We start from the raw sequence: 19,945 nt of genomic DNA, 5'->3' as shown, positions 1-19,945 counted from the left end.
TCACCCCACGCGGGCGGCGGGTGCGACCACCGGCTCGGCGGACCCTCCGTCGCGCACCCGGCCCGGTGGGGGCCGGTCCACCTGGCGCAGCGGACGGGTCTCGGTGCGCCATTCCGTCTCCGCGCCGTGGCCGGTGTGCACGTGGCCGGGGAGGGCGTCGTCGGGGAGGAACGCGGTGAGTCCGGCGCCGGAGTCCTCGACCCCGCAGCGGGCCAGGGCCGTGGCGAGGACCTCGCGGGAGGTGCGGCCGAGCTCGTGCAGCGGGCGGTTGCGGTGCCGGCGCACGCCGAGGTCGGCCTGCGCGATGGCCGCGGTCCCGCCGACGACGGTGTCGGCGTCGGTGTCGAGCAGCAGACCGATGTCGACGCCGTAGCCGGTCGCGAACGGGAGCCGGTCGAGCAGCTCGCGGGTGGCGGCGTACTCACCCCCGATGGGCTGGCGGACGTGCCGCAGCCCGGGGCGGAGCGCGGCGAGCAGGGGGCGGGCGAGCAGCTCGGTGACGCGGCCGCCCTCGTGCCCGCTCGCGTCGTCGGGGCCGCAGGCACCACCGGGGCCGCCGGGGCCGGTGAGCGGACGCCGGTGGTAGCCCTTGACCAGCGCGGTCCCGGGCCGGGTGAGCAGCGGCGCGAGGAGCCGTTCGACGAGCTCGGGGTGCGGGTCGACGAGGTCGGCGTCGACGAAGCAGACCAGGTCGGCCGGGCGCGGCCCGTTCCCCAGGGCGACGACGGCGCGCCACATCGCCTCGCCCTTGCCCGGCAGCACGTGGACGCCGGGCACCGCCCGCTCGCGGCCGAGCACCCGTGCCCCGGCCGCCGCGGCGTACTCCGCGGTGCGGTCGGTGCTCCCGGAGTCGAGGACGACGAGGTCGTCGACCAGCGGGAACGGGCCCTCGCACAGCCGGGTCAGTCCGGCGACGAGCGCACCGACCGTCGCCTCCTCGTCCAGGGCGGGCAGGACGACGGCGATGCGACGGCCGTCCTTGCGGGCGGCGAGCCGGGCGGAGAGGGTCACGGGCTCAGGTGAGCGGACGGGCGCACTCGTCGAGCGCCGCGCCGGCCAGCCCGGCGGGGTCGGCCGGAGCGGAGTCGCCGCCGCGGACCTGCCGCAGCCGCTCGATCGGGGCCCGTGAGGCGAACCCGCGGTCGGCGAGGCCGGCGACCCAGTCGACGAGGCCGTCCCAGTGGCCGTCGGGGTCGAGCAGCACGACCGGCTTGCCGTGGAGGCCGAGCGACCCGGCCGTCCAGACCTCGAAGAGCTCCTCACAGGTCCCGATGCCGCCGGGCAGCGCGAGGAACGCGTCGGCGCGGTCCTCCATATGTTGCTTGCGCTCGCGCATGCTCTCGACGACGAGCAGCTCGTCGCTGTCGTGGTCGGCCCACTCGCGCTCGACCATGGACCGCGGGATGACCCCGACCGTGCGGCCGCCTGCCTCCCGGGCGCCGGCCGCGACCGCACCCATCATCGATTTGCGGCCCCCGCCGGACACGAGCGTCCAGCCGCGGGCGGCGACGGCACGGCCGACCTCCCGGGCGAGGTCGAGGTAGTGCGGGGCGACGCCGTCGGAGCTGGCGCAGTAGACGCAGACGGCGAACCCGGGCTCCGGACCGGCCATCAGTGCGTCTCCTCCCAGGCGTGGTAGGCCTCGTTGACCACGTCGACGGCGTCGTCGATGTCGTCGGTGACGTGCAGCAGGTCGAGGTCCTTCTCACCGATCTTGCCGTCGGCGAGGACGGTCTTGGCGATCCAGTCGTAGAGGCCGCCCCAGTAGTCGCTGCCGAGCAGGACGACCGGGAACTTCGTGACCTTCTTGGTCTGCACGAGGACGAGCGCCTCGAACAGCTCGTCGAGCGTGCCGAACCCGCCGGGCAGGCAGACGAACGCCTGCGAGTACTTCACGAACATCGTCTTGCGGGCGAAGAAGTAGCGGAAGTTGATCCCGAGGTCGACCCACGGGTTCAGGCCCTGCTCGAACGGCAGCTCGATGCCGAGCCCGACCGAGAGCCCGCCCGCCTCGGAGGCACCGCGGTTCGCGGCCTCCATCGCGCCCGGGCCGCCCCCGGTGATGACGGCGAACCCGGCCCCGGCGAGCCGCGCCCCGAGCTCGCGGCCCAGCTCGTACTCCGGGGAGCCGGCCTGCGTGCGGGCCGAGCCGAACACGGTCGCCGCGCGCGGGAGTTCGGCGAGCATCCCGAACCCCTCGACGAATTCGGCCTGGATCCGCAGCACCCGCCACGGGTCGGTGTGCACCCAGTCGGCCGGGCCCCGGGAGTCGAGCAGCCGCTGGTCGGTGGTGGTCGGCTCGATGCTGCGTTCGCCGCGCAGCACCACCGGGCCACGCTGCTTCTCGGGCTGCTTCTCGTGCAGCGTCCGGGGATCGGCGTTCTCGTCGGCCATGACGATCACGGTATTCGGGCGGCGACGACCCGTTCCCGCCGGTGGGGTCGTCGGCGCGGGCCCGGCCGGCTCCGATCAGGCGGAGCGGCCCGCGAGGTAGCGGCGCAGCACCGCGGTGCAGGCGGTGATCGCGTCCTCGGCGACGTGCTCCTCGCGGGTGTGGGCGAGGTTCGGGTCTCCGGGCCCGTAGTTGACCGCCGGGATGCCCAGCGCGGCGAAACGGGAGACGTCGGTCCAGCCGTACTTCGCCCGCGGCACCGCCCCGGTCGCGGCGACGAACTCCGCGGCCGCCGGCGCGGACAGGCCCGGCAGCGCCCCCGGCGAGAGGTCGGTGACGACGAGGGGGAACCCGTCGAACACCTCTCGGACGTGCTCGACGGCCTGCTCGGCGGACCGGTCCGGGGCGAACCGGAAGTTCACGGTGACGACGCACTCGTCGGGGACGACGTTGCCCGCGACCCCGCCGCCGATCCGCACGGCCTGCAGACCCTCGCGGTACTCGCAGCCGTCGATGTCCACCCACCGCGGCCGGTACGCCGCCAGCCGCGAGAGGATCTCCCCGGCCCGGTGGATCGCGTTGTCCCCCAGCCACGACCGCGCCGAGTGCGAGCGTCGTCCCGAGGCCCGCAGCTCGACGCGGAGGGTGCCCTGGCAGCCGGCCTCGAGGGTGCCGTCGGTGGGCTCGCCGAGGATCGCGAGGTCGGCGTCGAGCCAGTCCCGGTGCTCGCGCTCGATGCGGCCGAGCCCGTTGCGCTCCGCCTCGATCTCTTCGCAGTCGTAGAAGACCAGGGTGAGGTCGTGCCTCGGCTCGGCCAGCGTGGCCGCGAGGTGCGCGAAGACGGCATCGCCGGACTTCATGTCGGAGGTGCCGCAGCCGTGCACGATCCCGTCGGCGCGGCGCGACGGCACGTTGTCCGCGATCGGCACGGTGTCGATGTGTCCGGCCAGCAGCACGCGGTGCGGACGCCCCAGATCGGTGCGCGCGAGCACCGCGTCACCGGACCGCAGCACCTCCAGGTGCGGTGCCTGGGTCCGCAGCGCGGCCTCGAGCGCGTCGGCGAGGCGCCGCTCGTCACCGGACACACTGGCGATGTCGACCATTGCGGCCGTCAGGGTCACCGGGTCGGACGTGAGGTCCAGCGCGGGCAGCGTCGTCGTCACCGGCCCGACGCTACCGACCCGCCCGGGCGCCCCTCCCCCGCGACCCGGCCGTGCTCGGGCACTCCGGACCGACCGCCGCGGCGCCGGATCGACGTCCCGGCCCGGTGCCGCGTCGCCGGGGGTGGGCTCCCTGGTCGTGGCTTTGCTCTGCTCACCGATACGCAGCACGGGCCCACGGGCGCCTCTCGCGCCCCTCCCGTCGGACCCGGATCGGGGCAGGGTCGGGGGCGTGAACGGTCTCCGTCCGCTTCCTGGGGGCCGTCTCCGGCCTGCCCACTGCGTATCGGTGAGCAGAGCAAAGCGACGCACGGACGGCCACCTCCGGACGACCGATCGGGCCGCGGCCCGCCGCGTCGATCATCGCGGGCACCGGCGACGGCCCGGCTGTCCACAAGTGCGCGAGTTGTCCACAGGTTCGCAGGTCGCCGGCGCATTCCGGGCTCGCGGAGGCAGGGTCGGTGCATGGACATCATCGAGGGCGACCGGCTGCCCGCGGAGCCGCCGCCGGCCCCGGTCGACGTCGTCGTCCCGGATCTGTCCGGTCTGGTCCGGCGGGTGCGGCGCAGCGCGGACCTGTCGCAGCGGGAGCTCGCGGAGCGGACGGGGCTGGCCCCGTCGACGATCGCCCGGATCGAGAGCCGGTCGCTCGCGCCGGCGCTGGACACGCTGGCCGCGATCCTGTCGGTCGCGGGGCTCCGGCTGGTCGTCGTCGACGCGGAGAACCGGCGGGTGCCACCGATGGAGGACCCGCCGGGTGACCTGCGGGACGGAGCGGGGCGCAGGTTCCCGTCGCATCTGGACGTGATCCTCGACCCGCTGCCCGGTGAGTGGTGGGGCGACCGGTACGGCTGCGCCCGACCGCCGGAGACGTTCCACCGGGATCGGCCGCTGCGCGACGCGATGCGGCGGCGCAGCGTGTGGGAGGTGCGGGTCGCGCAGTTCCGCACCATGCCGCCACCGCCGACCATCGAGCACTGGATGATGATGCAGGCCCGGTGCCGGGCGTGCGGGCGGCTGCCCGACCCGCCACCGCCGCCGTTCGCGCCGACCGCGGTGCTCCGCTATCTGCAGGCCGCGGCCCTGCTGCTCTCGGTACGGGCAGCCGATCATGAGGACGTGTCCCGGCGCACCCACCGCGGCGTGCCGTGGGCGACGGCGGGACGGTAGGTTCGGGGCCCGTGAGCACCGAGTACCGCCGCGAAGGCGCTTCCGGAACCGGCCTGGCCACGGTCACGACCGACGGCACCGTCCTCGACGTCTGGTACCCGGCGCCGGTGCTGGCCGGGGGCGCGTCCGACGACGCCGTCGACCTGGCGCACCTCGTCGGGACCGACGAGCTGCGTGGAGTCCGCACCGAGGTCGTGCGCACCGAGATCGCCTCGCTGGCCGACGCGCCCGCCGATGCCGCCGACGTCTACCTGCGGCTGCACCTGCTCAGCCACCGCCTCGTCCAGCCGCACCAGGTGAACCTCGAGGGCCAGTTCGGGCTGCTCACCAACGTCGTCTGGACCAACCACGGCCCGTGCCCGGTGCCCGGGTTCGAGCTCACCCGGGCGAAGCTGCGCGGCCGCGGCCCGGTGACCGTCACCCATGTCGACAAGTTCCCGCGGATGGTCGACTACGTGATCCCCGCCGGCGTCCGCATCGGTGATGCCGACCGCGTCCGGCTCGGCGCACACCTCGCCGAGGGCACGACCGTCATGCACGAGGGCTTCGTCAACTTCAACGCCGGCACTCTCGGCGCGTCGATGGTCGAGGGCCGGATCTCCGCCGGTGTCGTCGTCGGGGACGGCTCGGACGTCGGCGGCGGTGCCTCGATCATGGGGACGCTGTCCGGTGGCGGCAAGGAGGTCATCTCGATCGGCCGCCGCTGTCTGCTCGGCGCGAACGCGGGCCTGGGCATCTCCCTCGGCGACGACTGCGTGGTCGAGGCCGGTCTCTACCTCACGGCGGGCACCAAGGTCACGCTGCCCGACGGCAGCACCACCGCGGCGCGCGAGCTGTCCGGTCAGAACGGGCTGCTGCTGCGCCGCAACTCGGTGTCCGGCACGGTCGAGGCGCTGGCCCGTACCGGCGACGGCATCGCCCTCAACGCAGCGCTGCACGCCAACTGACGGCCCGGCAGCGGTTCGCGGCGGAACGACCCACAGAAGCAGGACGGCAGGGACATGGTGGGTATGGACGGGGCTGCGCAGCCTCCGGGGAACCTCTACGGCGCCGCGGACCTCGGTGAGCCGCTGACCGCGGGACCGCAGGACCCGGCGGTGGCGCACGTCCGCGCGCTGCTGGACAAGCGGCTGCGCGCGATGCTGCGGCACGAGCCCGGTGTGCGCGACGGGTCCGAGATCGAGGACCTGCACCAGATGCGGGTCTCCGTGCGGCGGATGCGGGCGGCGCTCAAGGCTGCCCGCCCCCTGCTCGACCACACCTGGGCGGACCTGCTGCGCGCCGAGCTCGGCCGGCTCGGCCGGGCGCTCGGCCCGGTGCGCGACCTCGACGTGATGATCGCCCGCCTCCGCGGTGAGGTGGCCACGCTGCCGTCGGCCGAACTGGCCGCCGGTGAGCGACTGATCGCGGTGCTGGAGGCCGAGCGGGTCGGTGCGCGGGCCGAGATGCTCGACGAGCTCGACTCCGACCGGCACGCGGCACTGCGTCGCTCGCTGGTCGAGGCCGTCTCCGCTCCGCTGCCGGAGCCGCCGGACGAGGTCGCCCGCCCCGAACTGATCGAGCTGGTCCGGGCCGAGACCCGCAAGCTCGTCAAGGCGGTGCGCCGGGCCGGGCCGAACCCGCCGGACATGACCCTGCACGACCTGCGGATCCGCACCAAGCGGCTGCGCTACACCGGTGAACTCGTCGAACCGGCGATGCGCGACGCGGACGGGTCCCGCACCGGCGACGCCCGTCAGGTCCGCCGGATGTTGAAGGCCGCCGCCGGACTGCAGGAGGTCCTGGGGGATCACCAGGACGCCTGCGTCGCCGAGCACCGCATCCGCGCCCTGCTCGACGAGCTGGGCCCCGGCCCCGACGCCCACGAGGTCTTCGTCGGCGGCCGGTTGGTCGAGCGGGAGCGGGCCCGTGCCGAGGCGCTGCGCGAGCAGTGGTGGGCCGCGTGGGAACGTCTGGCCGAGCAGGCCGAGGCGCTCTGAGACGGCACCCGCTCAGCGCGGACGGTCCCCGATCCTGACCACCGCGCCGCCCTGCAGCGCGGCGCCGATCAGAAGCAGCGCGATCGCGGCCGGGAACCCGGCGGAGTCGATGACCAGGCCCATCACCAGCGGCCCCACCCCGGCGGAGAGGTAGCCGATACCGAGGCCGAAGCCGCTGACGGCGGCGCTGCGGGCAGGGGTCGGCGTCCGCCAGGCGATCACGGTCAGTCCCAGCGGGAACCCGGCACCGACCCCGATCCCGATCAGGATCGCCCACAGCCACGGCAGTGGCGTCCCTTGCGCGGGGGCGAGCAGCACCCCCAGCGTCCCGGCGGCCGAGCTGAGTACGGACAGCGCCGCCCAGAACCGCCACCGGCGTCGTCGCTCGGCCGCGGCCGGGAACAGCAGCGCCGACGGGATCTGAGCAATGCTCCACACGGCGAGGAGGAGCCCGGCCCCCTGGGGCGACCAGCCCTGCGACTCGTAGAACGGCGACAGCCAGGTCAGCCAGCCGTAGAAGATCGTCGACGTCCCGGCCAGGTAGCAGGCGACACGGCGGGCGAACGGGTCGTGCCGGACCCGGACCTCCTCGGCGAGCGAGGGGCCGCCGCCGGTCGCCTCCGCGGCGCCCACGGGCTCCCGCCGGGCGTGACCGATCCGGCTCGCGACCGGGATCCACACCGCGACGGCGAGCACCGCGGGCACCGCCCACACCGCCAGCGACCACGACCAGCCGCCGAGCGCGACGGCCAGCGGCACCGCGACCGCGGACGCGACCGTCGCACCGATCATCATCGAGACGACGTAGGCACCGGTCACCGCACCCGCACGCTCGGCCAGATGCTCCTTGACGACCCCGGTGAGCAGCACCCCGGACACCCCGATGCCGAGCCCGACCAGCACCGAGCCACCGACCAGCGCGGGCAGCGCCATCACCGACCGCAGCAGACTGCCCACCGCGATCGTCGCCACGGCGACGCCGAGCAGCCGCTCACGGCCGACCCGGACGGCGACGGCGGCGGCGCCGAACGAGCCCACCGACATCATCAACACCGCGCCGGCCTGCACCAGACCGGCCGCGCCCGCCCCGATCCCGAGGTCGGCCCGCGCGGTCTCCAGCAGCGGCGGGTACCCGGCGAGCCCGGCCCGCAGGTTGACCGCGAGCGCCAGCACCCCGAGCAGGACCAGGGCGGGCCGGACGACCGGCCGGGACCGGGCCACGGGGGCGCCAGGCCCGGCGCCCCCGGGTAGGTCCGGACCACCGGGACGCGGTGCCTGCATTCGACGGCTCCTTCGCCTGCCGGCTCGCTGCACCGGCCTCGTCGCTACCGGGGCGATCCTCTCCCGGGATTCTTGCCTATCGCAACGACGGCGACGGTCAGGCCGCGCCGAGCCGCTCGACCGCGGCGTCGATCCGCTCGTCCGGCGCGGTCAGCCCGACCCGGACATGCTGGGCACCGGCGGGTCCGTAGAACTCACCGGGTGCGACGAGGATCCCCAGGCCGGCGAGCCGGTCCACGGTCTCGCGGCACGGCTCGTCCGCGCTCGCCCACAGGTAGAGCCCGGCCTGCGAGTGCTCGACCGTCAGCCCGGCCTTCTCCAGCCCGGCCCGCAGGCGGGTACGACGGGCGTCGTAGCGGGCGGCCTGCTCAGCGACGTGCGCGTCGTCGGAGACGGCCGCCTCCAGCGCGGCCTGCACCGGACGCGGCACGATCATGCCCGCGTGCTTGCGGACCTCCAGCAGCCCCGACACCAGCGCCGGGTCCCCCGCGACGAACCCGGCGCGGTACCCGGCGAGGTTCGACACCTTCGACAGCGAGTGGACGGCCAGCAGCCCGGTGGTGTCGCCGTCGCAGACGTCGGGGTGCAACACCGACCGCGGGGCCGGGTCGGCGTCGCCGGGCAGTCCGAGGTAGCACTCGTCGGAGGCGACGACCGCGCCCCGCTCCCGTGCCCAGGTCACGACCTTGCGCAGGTGCTCGACCGGCAGGACCCGGCCGGTGGGGTTCGACGGCGAGTTGAGCCACACCAGCCGGACCCGGGCCGGCCCCGCGGCGGTGAGGCCGTCGGAACGGACGTGCCCGGCCCCCGCCAGCCGCGCCCCGACCTCGTAGGTCGGGTACGCGAGCTCCGGGATGACGACGGTGTCGCCCGCGCCGAGGCCCAGCAGCGTCGGCAGCCACGCGACCAGCTCCTTCGAGCCGATCGTGGGCACCACCGCGGCCGGGTCGACTCCGGACACCCCGAAGCGCCGCTGCAGGGAGGCGACGACCGCCTCGCGCAGCGACGCCGGGCCGTGCGTCGTCGGGTAACCGGGCTCGGCGGCGGCCGGCCCGGCCACCGCGTCGCGCAGCACCCCGGGAACCGGGTCCACCGGGGTGCCGACCGACAGGTCGACGATGCCGTCCGGGTGCGCCGCCGCGCGCTCACGCGCACCGCTCAGCGAGTCCCAGGGGAAATCGGGGAGGTCGAGCCTGCTCACTCGTCGTGTTCCTGCGGGGGCAGGCTCTTCGCCGGCTCCACGTCACGGTCGACCTTGCCGAGCTTCGAGGCGCCGCCGGGCGAGCCCAGCTCGTCGAAGAAGTCCACATTGGCCTTGGTGTAGGCGGCCCACTGGTCGGGGACGTCGTCCTCGTAGTAGATGGCCTCGACGGGGCAGACCGGCTCGCAGGCCCCGCAGTCGACGCACTCGTCGGGGTGGATGTAGAGCATCCGTCCACCCTCGTAGATGCAGTCCACCGGGCATTCCTCGATACACGCCTTGTCGAGCAGGTCGACGCAGGGTTCGGCGATCACGTAGGTCACTTCGGTGGTCCTCCACTCGGAGCAGCGGGCACCCGGAGATCATGTGGTGGCGGGGTGCCCGGTCAAACTGGGACGCCCGCAGGTTAACCCGCGCCCCCCGGCGGGGCAGGAGTGAGGTGGTCGGCTTCATGCTCGACGAGCTGGCAGGACGGCGGGTGGCCCTGCGCCACCGCATCGCGCCGGAGGGCGCACCGGGCCCCGGACTGACCGACGCGGTCGGTGAGCTGGAGCCCGACGGGCCCGACGCCGTCGTCGTGCACACCCGGTCGGGCCCGGTCCGGGTGCGGCGCGACGCCGTCGTCGCCGTCCGGGAGGTGCCGCCCGCCCCGGCCCGGCGGGCGTCCCGCGCGGCGGTGGACCGGCTGGAACGCGTACGGGCGGCGGCCTGGCCGGCGCCGGTCGTCGAGGAGCTGGGCGGCTGGCTGCTGCGCGCGGCCGGCGGCTGGACGCGGCGGGCGAACTCCGCGCTCGCGCTCGGCGACCCGGGGATGCCGGTCGAACGAGCCCTGGAACGCGTGCGGGAGTTCGCCGGGCGGCACGGCATCGCCCCGACGGTGCAGGCCCCGGTGGACGCGCCCTGGTCGAACCGGGTGGCCGAGGCGGGCTGGGTGCGGGCCGAGGACCCCGGGACCTGCACCGTGCTCGTCACCCGCGCCGCGTCCGACGGCCCGGCGCCGCAGTGGCCCGCGACGCCCGGACCGGACTGGTGGGCCGCGCAGGGCGAGCCGGAGCCCGGGCCCGGCGCGCCCGCGTGGGCGGTGCTGACCGGGGTGCTGCGTCCCGGTGAGCAGAGCGGAGCGACGGGCACGGACCGCGTCGAGGTCGGGTTCGGCACGCTCACCGACGCCGTCGGGACGCCGGTCGCGTCGGTGCGCGCCGCCGTCGTCGACTCCCACGTCTACGTGTCACGGCTGTGGGTCGTCCCGGCCGCGCGGCGCGGCGGTCTCGCGGCCCGGCTCACCGGGCAGGCGCTGTCCTGGGGCGCGGCGCACGGGGCGCGGCACGGGATGCTCGACGTCGCCGACGACAACACCGCCGCGCTCGCCCTCTACCGCGCCACCGGCTGGACCGACCACCACCGTTACCACTACCTGGTCCCCCCGGATGCGGTCTGACCGGAGGGTCAGGGGCTCAGGCGAACCCGCGGCGGAGCAGCCAGGCGCGGGCCTGCTTGGCGGCGCGCTTGAGCCCCGACCACTCCCCCAGGTACTTCCCGACGACGCCGACGACCGGCAGCAGCCCGAGCCACTGGTGGTAGAAGCGGCCGTGCGGGCGCTTGCCGAGCTCGTCCTCGACGCCCCACAGGGCCCGTCCGAGACGCCACACGGCGCTGCCTACGCGCTTGAGCGTGGCCCGCTTGCCGTCGCCGGCGAGATCACCGGTGAGCTCCTCGGCGCGGGCGTCGGCATCGGCGTCCTCGGCCGCGGTGAGCTCCCGGGCGGCGAGGTCGAGCTCGCGCTGGAACAGCACCGACGCCAGCAGCTCGACGAGCCGGTCCTCCGAGCGGACGCCGTGCTCGCCCGCGATCGCGACGAGCAGCAGCCCCTCGCCCGCCGCGCCGACGGCGTCGGACACCGGCAGGGTGCGGGCCAGTGCCCCGCCCAGGCCGGGGATCGCGGCGATCAGCGTGGTGAACCGGCCGACCCGGTAGACCCACCAGTCGGTGCGGGCGGGGACGTCCATCGACGCCCAGGCCGAGGTGCCGGGGACCTTCACCGACGCCAGCGCGTCGAGGATTTTGTCGGCGAGCGAGCGTTCCTCGTCGGTCGCGTCCTCCGGACGGTCCGAGCCGGGCGTCACCCGGGCCCGCAGGCCGAACGGGTCGGACTCGCGCAGCCCGTCGAGCACCGGCCGGGTGGCCCGTACGAACGGGCGCAGGACCTGCACCAGGTCGTCGTCGGAGATCGTCATCGGGTCACCCTTCGGTCGTTTCGGCCGTCCGCCAGCCGGTCGAGCGCCCTGCGGAACGACACGACGCCGGTCACGGCGCCTGCGACGAGCAGCAGCAGCGACTCCCAGTTCACCGGGAGCAGGAGATCCCCGCCCGGGCCGAAGAAGCCGAGCACGAGCACCGCTGCGAACCAGACGACCAGCGGGGCCGCCGCACCCGCCGGGGTCGGGAGGATCTCGGTGGCCGTGGTGTGGATCAGCCACGGCAGCGAGACGACCACGATCACCGTGCCCAGCGGCACCGGGACCGGGCCGATGTAGAGCATCTGGAACATCAGCTCGAAGGCCACCAGCAGCAGCGAGATCACCAGCAGCACCAGCGCGAGCGGGAGCCTCGTCACGTCGCTCACCCGTCGACCCCCTCGAACAGATCCGTCTCCGTCGTGCCGGGCGGCGCGCCGGCGAGTACGTACTCCTCGACCCCCAGCAGCGGCTGGACGATGCCGTTGCTCATCGCGAACGCGACCCAGCCGTCGCCGCTGCGGACGTCGATCTGGGTGGCGTGCGCCCGCATCGCCGCGACCCGCTCGTCGTCATGGGCGTCGACGTCGACCCGGGTGGTGACGGCGGCGGCGTCGTGGCCGGGGTGCTCGTCGGGCGCCGGCCAGCGGAGCCCGGTGCGGTCCGGGTCCCCGCCGAGCGCGGAGTGCAGCTCGGAGAGCCCGTCGTCGAGCAGCGCGCTCGACCGCACCGCGAAGTACAGCTTGGCGACGACGTCCGGGCGCGCCCCCGCCGCGGCGACGACCAGCTCGTGCGCCCGGACGTGGTCGGGATGGCCGTAGCTGCCGTCGGAGGCGTAGGAGACCAGCACCTGCGGGCGGACCTCGTCGATGATCTCCAGCAGCTGGGCGAGCTGGGTGCCGAACGGCTCCGGGGCGGCGAACGCCCGCGGGTGCAGCTCCGGCGGGAGCGCGGCGCGGGTGCCGTGCCCGGCCAGCACCATGCCGGAGTCGCGCCAGCGCCCGGGGCCGCCGAGCCAGCGGTGCCGGGGCCCGCCGAGGGCGGCCAGCGCGGCGTCGAGCTCGCGGATGCGGTAGCCGCCGAGCTGGTCACCGCGGTCCGGGGCGAGCTCGGCCAGCTCCGGACCGATCACCTCGCCCTCCTCCCCGAGGGTGCAGGTCACCACGGTGACCTCGCAGTCGGGGTCGGCGGTGTAGCGGGCGATGGTTCCGCCGGTGGTCAGGGTCTCGTCGTCCGGGTGGGCGTGGACGAGCAGGAGGCGACGAGCAGGCACGCCGGGAGCCTACGGGGCGATGATCGACCCCGCCGCGGCGTGGGGGACGACGGGCAGCGGGAACTCCGCCGCCTCCCCCGTCGCCGGGGGGAACGTGATCGTCGCGCCGGTCAGCGGCACGGTCGGGACAGCGGTCCCGCCCAGCCCCGCGGGTTCGACGCCGTCGCGGACCAGGAGGTCGCCCAGGGCCGCGATCATCGCGCCGTTGTCGGTGCACAGCCGGGGCACGGGCACCCGCAGGGTGATCCCGGCGCCCGCGCAGGCGCGCTCCATCTCGGTGCGCAGTACCCGGTTCGCCGCGACCCCGCCGACCATGAGCAGGGTGTCCGCGCCGCGCTCGGCACACGCCCGCAGGGCCTTGCGGACCAGGACGTCGACGACGGCCATCTGGAACGACGCGGCGACGTCCGGGACCGGGACGGCGCGGCCCGCGTCCTGGGCGGCCTCGACGTGCCGGGCCACGGCGGTCTTGAGCCCGGAGAAGGAGAAGCCGAACGCGGCGTCGCGCGGACCGGTCATCGGGCGCGGGAACGCGATCGCGGCCGGGTCGCCGTCGAGTGCGGCCCTCGAGACCGACGGGCCGCCCGGGTACGGCAGGCCCAGCAGCCGGGCGACCTTGTCGAAGGCCTCCCCCGCCGCGTCGTCGACGGTGTCGCCGAGGTGCTCGACGGGGTCGCGGGCCAGGTCGCCCAGCGCCAGCAGCGAGGTGTGCCCGCCGGAGACGATCAGGCAGACGCAGCGGTCGGGCAGCGGGCCGTGCTCCAGGACGTCGACGGCGGCGTGCCCGGCCAGGTGGTGCACCCCGTAGAGCGGCACCTCCAGCGCCGCCGCGTACGCCTTGGCCGCCGCGACGCCGACGTGCAGCGCGGGCGAGAGCCCCGGCCCCGCGGTGACGGCGACGGCGTCGATGTCGGACAGCGACACCCCGGCCGCCTCGACCGCCGCGCGCACCATCGGCGTCACCGCGCTCACGTGGGCGCGGGCCGCGACCTCCGGGACCACACCGCCGAAACGGGCGTGCTCGTCCGCCGACGACGCCAGCCCCTCGCCGAGCAGCACCCCGTCCCGGACGAGACCGGCACCGGTCTCGTCGCACGACGTCTCGATCCCCAGAACCAGCGACACGCCACCCAGTTTCGCACCGGGTGGCGTGTCGTGGCCGTGGGGTCCTGCTCGGACGGGTCGTGCTCGGTCAGGTCCGCAGGAGCGCGCGCTCCTCGGCGAAGTGACAGGCCACCCGGTGCCCCGGGCCGGACGCGATCTCCAGGACCGGCTTCTCGTCGATGCAGCGCGCCTTGTCGGCGTCGGACAGCTCCAGGTGCTTCCAGCACCGGGTGCGGAACCGGCAGCCCGACGGCGGGTCGGCCGGGTTGGGCACGTCCCCGGTCAGCACGATCCGCTCCCGCACCCGCTCGACCGCCGGGTCCGGGACGGGCACCGCCGAGATCAGCGCCTGGGTGTAGGGGTGCTGCGGCCGGTCGAACAGGTCGTCGCGGTCGGCGACCTCGACGACGTTGCCCAGGTACATCACCGCGACGCGGTCGGAGATGTGGCGCACCACCGACAGGTCGTGGGCGATGAACAGGTAGGTCAGCCCGAAGTCGCGCTGCAGCTGCTCGAGCAGGTTGAGCACCTGGGCCTGGATGGACACGTCCAGGGCCGAGACGGGCTCGTCGAGCACCACGAACTTCGGGTTGAGCGCGATCGCCCGTGCGATGCCGACGCGCTGGCGCTGCCCGCCGGAGAACTCGTGCGGGTAGCGCTCGGCGTACTCGGCCGAGAGCCCCACGGTCTCGAGCAGCTCCGGGATCGTGGAGTCGGTGAGCTCGCCGCCGAGCAGCTCGTACTTCTCCGACAGGATCGATCGGACCGTCATGCGTGGGTTCAGCGACGCGTACGGGTCCTGGAAGACGATCTGCATGTCCTCCCGGGCCGAGCGCAGCTCGGACTGCCCGAGCGCGGTCACGTCGCGGCCGTTGATGTGCACGCTGCCGGCGGTGGGCTCGTGCAGCCGCAGGATCGCCCGGGCCGCGGTCGACTTGCCGCAGCCGGACTCGCCGACCAGCGACAGCGTCTGCCCCTCGGGGATCTCCAGGTCGATGCCGTCGACGGCCTGCACCACACCGACGGTGCGCTGGAACAGCACGCCGGAGCGGATCGGGAACGACTTGGTCAGCCCCGCGGTGCGCAGCATCGGCTCGCCGGTCGCCGTCTCCGCGACGTGTGCCTCGGACACCGGCACGACCGGCTCGCGCGGCGTGGCGGCGGCTTCGCCGACCTCGTCGGAGTGCAGGCAGGCGTGCAGGTGACCGGGCCGGTCGGTGAGCTGGACCAGCTCCGGGGTCTTCTCCGCGCAGGACGACGTGGCGAACCGGCAGCGCGGGTGGAACGCGCAGCCCGACGGGACGTGCGCGAGGTTCGGCGGCTGCCCGGGGATCGGCTCCAGCTTCTCCGGCCGGGCCTGGTCCATCCGCGCCAGCGACGACAGCAGCCCGTAGGTGTAGGCGTGCCGCGGCTCGGCGAAGATCTCGTCGTTGGTCCCGGTCTCGACGACCCTGCCCGCGTACATGACCATGATCCGGTCGGCGTGCGCCGCGACCAGGCCCAGGTCGTGGGTGATCAGGACGATCGCCGTCTCGCGCTGCTCCTGGAGCTTCTCGAGCAGGTTCATGATCTGGGCCTGCACCGTGACGTCGAGCGCGGTGGTCGGCTCGTCGGCCAGCAGGACCTTCGGGTCGTTCGCGAGCGCCATCGCGATCATCGCGCGCTGGCGCATCCCGCCGGAGAACTCGTGCGGGTACTGCGACGCCCGCGCGGCCGGGTTCGGGATGCCGACCTCGCCGAGCAGGTCGACGGCGCGGCGGCGGGCGGTGACCTTGCCGGCCTGCCGGTCGTGCGCCCGGATCATCTCGGCGATCTGGTCGCCCACCCTGTAGACCGGGTTCAGCGCGGTCAGCGGGTCCTGGAAGATCATCGCGATGTCCTTGCCGCGCAGCTTGCGCTGCTCGGACTCCGACATCGTCAGCAGCGAGCGGCCCTCCAGCAGCACCTCGCCGCTGGGGAACGTCGCCGGCGGGGTCGGGACGAGGCCCATCAGGCTCATCGCCGACACCGACTTGCCGGAGCCGGACTCGCCGACGATCGCCAGGGTCTCGCCCCGGTCGACGTGCCAGCTGACGCCGTCGACGGCCTTGACCACACCGGCGTCGGTGGAGAAGTGCACCCGCAGGTCGCGGACTTCGAGCATGTGCTCGGTCATCTCAGTTCCCCCCGCGCAGCTTCGGGTCGAGCGCGTCGCGGAGACCGTCGCCCACGAACGCGAACCCGAGCGTCGTCAACATGATCGCCAGGGACGGGAACAGCCACAAGTGCGTGACGCCGTCCGCGGACAGGTAGCGCGCGGCCGAGCTGATCAGCCGGCCCCACTCGGGCACGTCCGGCGGCACCCCCACCCCGAGGTAGGACAGCGACGCCATCGCGACGACCACCACACCGATACTGGTGAGCGAGTAGACGAGCACCGGGGCCACCGCGTTGGGCAGGATGTGACGGCGCAGGATGCGGCCGGTCCCGGCCCCGATGGAGCGGGCGGCCTCCACGTACTCGGCCTCGCGCAGCGCAAGAACCTGGCCGCGCATCAGGCGCGCGGTGGTCATCCAGCCGAGCGCGACCAGCGCGATGATCACCGGGACGATGCCGTTGCCGGTCGCCCGCACGATCACGATCGCACCGACCAGCGCCGGAAAGGCCAGGAAGATGTCGATGACCCGGCCGATGACCGAGTCCCAGGCGCCACCCTTGAAACCGGCCAGCGCGCCGAGCGAGAGCCCCAGCAGCAGGGAGAACAGCACGGTGGAGATACCGACGATCATCGCCAGCCGCGTGCCGTAGATGACACCGGAGTAGAGGTCGCGGCCGAGGACGTCGGTGCCGAAGAAGTGCGACCCCGATGGCGGCTGCAAGGTGTTGAGCAGGTTCTGCTCGAACGGGTCGTACGGCGTCGAGAACGGCGAGATGATCGCGACGACGACCAGGAAGGCCACGATGACAAGGCCGACCATGGCCAGCCGGTTACGGCGGAAACGCCGCCAGATCTCGGCGAACTGGCCGGGGCCCTGGGGCCGGCCGACGGGGCCCGCGGACGGGACGGTCGGTAGCGCAGCGGCCGGGTCGGCGTCGCCGGTGTTCGGGGCGCCCCCGGGCGAGGACGAGGTGGTGGCCGCGCCGGAGGTGGGAGGTGAAGGGTTCATGAGGGTTCGCCTCGCGAGGTGTCGGGACGTGGGCCGGGACGAGCGCGGTGCGCGTCAGTTCAGCCGGATCCGCGGGTCGAGGTAGGCGTAGAGGACGTCGACGACCATGCTCAGCAGCACGTAGGCGACGACCGTGTAGATGACCACGGCCGTGATGATCGGCGCGTTGTTCGTCGTGATCGCCCGGGAGAGCAGGTAGCCGACGCCGTTGTACTGGAAGACGGTCTCGGTGATGATGGCGCCGCCGACGTAGGACCCGAGTGTGAGGCCGACGAAGGTGACTACGGGCAGCAGTGAATTGCGCACCGCGTGGCGGCCGATGACCGTCCGTTCGGGCAGCCCCTTGGCGCGTGCGGTCCGGACGTAGTCCGCGCGCAGCACCTCCAGCATCGATCCACGCATCAGCCGTGCGACGAACGCCGCCTCGATCACGGCAAGCGTGAACGCGGGCAGCAGCACGTCGAAGTACCAGGGCACGTCGACGGTGAAGCTACGCGGTACCGGCGGGAACGGTCCTACGCCGGACACGTTCGCGACGAGGAAGATCGCCAGCACGAAAACCGGGATGCCGATCATGACCGTGGTGAGGACGGTGACGAAGGCGTCCCAGAACGAGTAGCGGCGGACGGCGGCGAGGATGCCCGCGCTGACCCCGAACAGGATCAGGAAGAGCACCGCGACCAGGCCGAGCACGATCGTGTTCGGCAGGACGTCGAGGATGAGCTCGCTGACCGGCCGTCGCTGGTCGAAGTCGACGCCCATGTCGCCGATCGCGAGGTTGCCGAGGTAATTGGCGAACTGGATCAGCAGCGGCTGGTCCATCCCGAACTTCGCGCGATTGAGGGCGGCGATCTCGGGCGGGACCGCCTTCTCCCCGGAAGAGGCGAACGGGTCGCCGAGCGCGAAAGTGGCCAGGAAGATCAGAAATGCGGCGACGACGACGACCAGGAGTCCCTGGAGTACGCGCCGCAGGATGAAGCGGCCCATGTGGTGGCTTTCCCGTCGGGTGCGGACCGCGTCCGCGCACCCGCTCCCGGGTCACGGGAGCAGGTGCGCGGACGGGCGGTCACTTCAGGGTGATGGTGTCCAGCGTCGGGTTCTCGAAGAAGTCCATGCCGATGTTTCCGAAGCGGTCGGTCGCCGCCAGCCGGTACTGCTGGCGCTGGAACATCGGGATGATGGCCAGGTCGCGACCGATCGCGATCTGCTCGGCCTGCTTGTACAGGTCGTCGCGCTGGGCCTCGTCCTTGGTGGCCGCGGCACGGGCGAGCAGCTGGTCGAACTCCGGGTTGGAGTAGCGGCCGCGGTTGTTGCCCAGTGCAGGCTCGGTCGGCGATGCCGCACCGATGGACTTGGTGTCGAGCAGCGGCCCGAGGAAGTTGGCCGGCGTCGGGTAGTCCGCGCCCCAGGCCGACCGGTAGATGCCTGTCGCGTCCGGCGCCTGCTGGTTGTCCAGCAGGTCGCGGAAGGGCACGCCCGAGTAGTTGACCTTGATGCCGAGGTTCTGCTCGATCTGCTGGCGGACCGCCGCGGTCCACTCCTCGTGGCCGCCACCGGTGTTGAACTGGAAGTTCAGCTCGGTACCGGGCTGGAAGCCTGCCTCCTGGGCGAGGCGCTTGGCCTCGTCCGGGTTGAAGGTGCACGCGTCGCAGACACCCTCCTGGTAGGCCTGCGGGAACGACGGCGGCACGATCGCGGTGGCCGGGGCCTGCCCGCCCTGGAAGACGCCTGCGGTGATCGCGGCGCGGTCGATGGCCATCGAGACCGCCTTGCGCGCAGCGACCGAGTTCATCGGCGGCTTGGTGACCTGGACCGACAGGTAGTTGATGCCCGCGGTCTTCTTGGAGATCCACTTGCCCTGCGGGTCGAACTCGTCACGGGCCTGTGACTGGACCGGGGTGGGCATCCGGGCCCAGTCGAACTGGCCGTTACGGAAGCCGTTGTACTCGGCGTCGGCACCGGTGTCGGCCGGGGTGATGGTGATCTCGACGGCGTCGAGGTTCGCTTTCGGGCCCGCCGTGTAGTTGTCGTTGCGGACCAGCTTGATGCCGCGGTCGTGCTGCCACGGGCCGTCCATCCGGAACGGGCCGTTGCCCAGCGGCAGGTCGTTGTAGGTGGTGTTGTCCGCCGCACCGGCCGAGGCCGGGACCGGAGACAGCGCCGGGTGTGCTGTCCGCAGCTCGAACTCGCAGTTCGGCTCGGACAGCGTGACGGCCAACGTGTTCGGGTTCGTGGCGTTCACCCCGGACAGAGTGGTCGCCGTCCCCGCCTGCATCTGCTCGTAGCCCTGCACCTGGTTCAGGTGGTAGGCCACCTCCGATGCGGAGGCCTTCGCCGTGGTCCGCTCCCAGCCGCGCTTGAAGTCAGCGGAGGTCAGCGGGGTGCCGTCGGAGAACTTCTGGCCCGGCTTGAGGTTGAACGTCCACTGCGTGCAGTTGTCGTTCGAGGTCCAGGTATCGGCGACACCGGGGTACTCGTCACCGTTGGGCCGGACCTGTACCAGACCGGTGAAGAGCTGCTTGGCGACCAGGGCACCCTCGGACTCCTGGACGTTGTACGGGTCGATCGCCGTCGGCTCGGTGAGCCCCATGCGGAACACCCCGCCGGGCTTGCCCGGGACCTGCTCCGGGTCCGGCGTCTCCGGGAACCCCTGCCCGGCCTGGGCCGCGCCCCCCGAGGCCCCCGTGTTGCTCTGCTGGCTGCAGCCGGTGAGGACGAGCCCCACGACCGCGGTCAGGGCGATGGCCGAGGCGGCCGCCCTTCTTCCCCTCATCTGCCGTGCCTCTCGAGATGTCGTGGGCGCACGCCGTTGTCGCACCCGTCCGGGACGCGACGGACCACCGGATGTGTGCCGGGGCCCGTCGGGAGGCACGCTAGGAATCGCGGCTCTCCAGCAGCGAGGTCCGACGCCGGTCGTGGCGAAACGGTGACCAGTGAACGGCGTAACGGGCTCGCAGCCGAACCGGACAGTAACAACGGGACCGTTGCGTCGCACAGCCCTCGAT

General features: G+C 73.6%; 19 protein-coding genes. 4 read left to right on the top strand and 15 right to left on the bottom strand.

Annotated features, from left to right (window positions below):
- The 4 genes from ATL51_RS21100 to dapE form a co-directional block, all read right to left on the bottom strand.
- Positions 1-1,011 (bottom strand): glucosyl-3-phosphoglycerate synthase, encoded by a 1,011-nt coding sequence (locus tag ATL51_RS21100; protein WP_100879697.1) that lies wholly within the window; start codon positions 1,009-1,011, stop codon positions 1-3.
- 4 nt (positions 1,012-1,015) lie between these two features.
- Positions 1,016-1,612, bottom strand: a complete 597-nt coding sequence (locus ATL51_RS21095) for an LOG family protein (protein WP_100879696.1) — start codon at positions 1,610-1,612, stop codon at positions 1,016-1,018.
- Positions 1,612-2,394, bottom strand: coding sequence for an LOG family protein (locus tag ATL51_RS21090; RefSeq protein WP_100880847.1), 783 nt, complete (start codon positions 2,392-2,394; stop codon positions 1,612-1,614). The genes ATL51_RS21095 and ATL51_RS21090 overlap by 1 nt, the downstream gene beginning before the upstream one ends.
- 75 nt (positions 2,395-2,469) lie before the next feature.
- Complete coding sequence (dapE, locus tag ATL51_RS21085; RefSeq protein WP_301549268.1) at positions 2,470-3,543, bottom strand: succinyl-diaminopimelate desuccinylase; 1,074 nt, start codon at positions 3,541-3,543, stop codon at positions 2,470-2,472.
- Between the two features lie 474 nt (positions 3,544-4,017).
- Here dapE and ATL51_RS21080 point away from each other — a divergent pair, with 474 nt between their 5' ends.
- From ATL51_RS21080 to ATL51_RS21070, 3 genes are all read left to right on the top strand, one after another.
- Positions 4,018-4,722: a helix-turn-helix domain-containing protein gene (locus tag ATL51_RS21080; RefSeq protein WP_100879694.1), complete on the top strand. Its 705-nt coding sequence runs from the start codon at positions 4,018-4,020 to the stop codon at positions 4,720-4,722.
- A gap of 11 nt (positions 4,723-4,733) precedes the next feature.
- A complete protein-coding gene (gene dapD, locus ATL51_RS21075) occupies positions 4,734-5,669 on the top strand; it encodes a 2,3,4,5-tetrahydropyridine-2,6-dicarboxylate N-succinyltransferase (RefSeq protein ID WP_100880846.1) in 936 nt (311 codons plus the stop codon).
- A gap of 63 nt (positions 5,670-5,732) precedes the next feature.
- Positions 5,733-6,701: a CHAD domain-containing protein gene (locus ATL51_RS21070; protein ID WP_100879693.1), complete on the top strand. Its 969-nt coding sequence runs from the start codon at positions 5,733-5,735 to the stop codon at positions 6,699-6,701.
- 12 nt (positions 6,702-6,713) lie between these two features.
- Here the strand turns inward: ATL51_RS21070 and ATL51_RS21065 are convergent, their stop codons facing one another.
- From ATL51_RS21065 to fdxA, 3 genes are all read right to left on the bottom strand, one after another.
- Positions 6,714-7,922: an MFS transporter gene (locus ATL51_RS21065; protein WP_301549115.1), complete on the bottom strand. Its 1,209-nt coding sequence runs from the start codon at positions 7,920-7,922 to the stop codon at positions 6,714-6,716.
- 157 nt (positions 7,923-8,079) lie between these two features.
- Positions 8,080-9,183, bottom strand: coding sequence for a succinyldiaminopimelate transaminase (dapC, locus tag ATL51_RS21060; protein WP_100879691.1), 1,104 nt, complete (start codon positions 9,181-9,183; stop codon positions 8,080-8,082).
- Entirely contained in the window at positions 9,180-9,506 is a 327-nt protein-coding gene (gene fdxA / locus ATL51_RS21055) for a ferredoxin (RefSeq protein WP_020626080.1), read from the bottom strand. The genes dapC and fdxA overlap by 4 nt, the downstream gene beginning before the upstream one ends.
- A 116-nt stretch (positions 9,507-9,622) precedes the next feature.
- Here fdxA and ATL51_RS21050 point away from each other — a divergent pair, with 116 nt between their 5' ends.
- Positions 9,623-10,621, top strand: a complete 999-nt coding sequence (locus ATL51_RS21050; RefSeq protein WP_100879690.1) for a GNAT family N-acetyltransferase — start codon at positions 9,623-9,625, stop codon at positions 10,619-10,621.
- Between the two features lie 16 nt (positions 10,622-10,637).
- Here ATL51_RS21050 and ATL51_RS21045 read toward each other — a convergent pair whose 3' ends face one another.
- The 8 genes from ATL51_RS21045 to ATL51_RS21010 all read right to left on the bottom strand — a co-directional run bounded on the left by ATL51_RS21045 (position 10,638) and on the right by ATL51_RS21010 (position 19,713).
- Positions 10,638-11,417, bottom strand: coding sequence for a hypothetical protein (locus ATL51_RS21045; protein ID WP_100879689.1), 780 nt, complete (start codon positions 11,415-11,417; stop codon positions 10,638-10,640).
- The gene (locus tag ATL51_RS21040) at positions 11,414-11,797 is read right to left on the bottom strand and encodes a hypothetical protein (RefSeq protein ID WP_073577808.1); all 384 of its coding nucleotides are present in this window, start codon (positions 11,795-11,797) and stop codon (positions 11,414-11,416) included. The genes ATL51_RS21045 and ATL51_RS21040 overlap by 4 nt, the downstream gene beginning before the upstream one ends.
- Positions 11,798-11,802: 5 nt before the next feature.
- Positions 11,803-12,690 carry an N-acetyl-1-D-myo-inositol-2-amino-2-deoxy-alpha-D-glucopyranoside deacetylase gene (gene mshB, locus ATL51_RS21035; RefSeq protein WP_100879688.1) on the bottom strand — a complete coding sequence of 296 codons (888 nt, stop codon included), beginning with the start codon at positions 12,688-12,690 and terminating at the stop codon, positions 11,803-11,805.
- A gap of 9 nt (positions 12,691-12,699) precedes the next feature.
- Entirely contained in the window at positions 12,700-13,815 is a 1,116-nt protein-coding gene (gene tsaD / locus ATL51_RS21030; RefSeq protein ID WP_100879687.1) for a tRNA (adenosine(37)-N6)-threonylcarbamoyltransferase complex transferase subunit TsaD, read from the bottom strand.
- A 67-nt stretch (positions 13,816-13,882) separates the two neighbouring features.
- On the bottom strand, positions 13,883-15,949 hold the full coding sequence (locus tag ATL51_RS21025) for an ABC transporter ATP-binding protein (RefSeq protein ID WP_100879686.1): 2,067 nt from the start codon (positions 15,947-15,949) through the stop codon (positions 13,883-13,885).
- A gap of 1 nt (position 15,950) precedes the next feature.
- The gene (locus ATL51_RS21020) at positions 15,951-16,940 is read right to left on the bottom strand and encodes an ABC transporter permease (protein WP_100879685.1); all 990 of its coding nucleotides are present in this window, start codon (positions 16,938-16,940) and stop codon (positions 15,951-15,953) included.
- Between the two features lie 54 nt (positions 16,941-16,994).
- Positions 16,995-17,927 carry an ABC transporter permease gene (locus ATL51_RS21015; RefSeq protein ID WP_100879684.1) on the bottom strand — a complete coding sequence of 311 codons (933 nt, stop codon included), beginning with the start codon at positions 17,925-17,927 and terminating at the stop codon, positions 16,995-16,997.
- Positions 17,928-18,006: 79 nt separating this feature from the next.
- On the bottom strand, positions 18,007-19,713 hold the full coding sequence (locus ATL51_RS21010) for a peptide ABC transporter substrate-binding protein (RefSeq protein WP_167410030.1): 1,707 nt from the start codon (positions 19,711-19,713) through the stop codon (positions 18,007-18,009).
- Between the last annotated feature and the right edge of the window lie 232 nt (positions 19,714-19,945).

The organism is Pseudonocardia alni, from assembly GCF_002813375.1.
Lineage (GTDB): Bacteria > Actinomycetota > Actinomycetes > Mycobacteriales > Pseudonocardiaceae > Pseudonocardia > Pseudonocardia alni.
This window is presented reverse-complemented; position numbering and strand designations above follow the sequence as displayed.

Bases quoted from the DNA above. Each gene is read 5' to 3' on its own strand.
- ATL51_RS21025 (WP_100879686.1), bottom strand. From the start codon at position 15,949: ATGACCGAGCACATGCTCGAAGTCCGCGACCTGCGGGTGCACTTCTCC.
- ATL51_RS21080 (WP_100879694.1), top strand. From the start codon at position 4,018: ATGGACATCATCGAGGGCGACCGGCTGCCCGCGGAGCCGCCGCCGGCC.
- ATL51_RS21045 (WP_100879689.1), bottom strand. From the start codon at position 11,417: ATGACGATCTCCGACGACGACCTGGTGCAGGTCCTGCGCCCGTTCGTA.
- ATL51_RS21070 (WP_100879693.1), top strand. From the start codon at position 5,733: ATGGACGGGGCTGCGCAGCCTCCGGGGAACCTCTACGGCGCCGCGGAC.
- ATL51_RS21090 (WP_100880847.1), bottom strand. From the start codon at position 2,394: ATGGCCGACGAGAACGCCGATCCCCGGACGCTGCACGAGAAGCAGCCC.
- ATL51_RS21010 (WP_167410030.1), bottom strand. From the start codon at position 19,713: ATGAGGGGAAGAAGGGCGGCCGCCTCGGCCATCGCCCTGACCGCGGTC.
- ATL51_RS21015 (WP_100879684.1), bottom strand. From the start codon at position 17,927: ATGGGCCGCTTCATCCTGCGGCGCGTACTCCAGGGACTCCTGGTCGTC.
- ATL51_RS21020 (WP_100879685.1), bottom strand. From the start codon at position 16,940: ATGAACCCTTCACCTCCCACCTCCGGCGCGGCCACCACCTCGTCCTCG.
- ATL51_RS21095 (WP_100879696.1), bottom strand. From the start codon at position 1,612: ATGGCCGGTCCGGAGCCCGGGTTCGCCGTCTGCGTCTACTGCGCCAGC.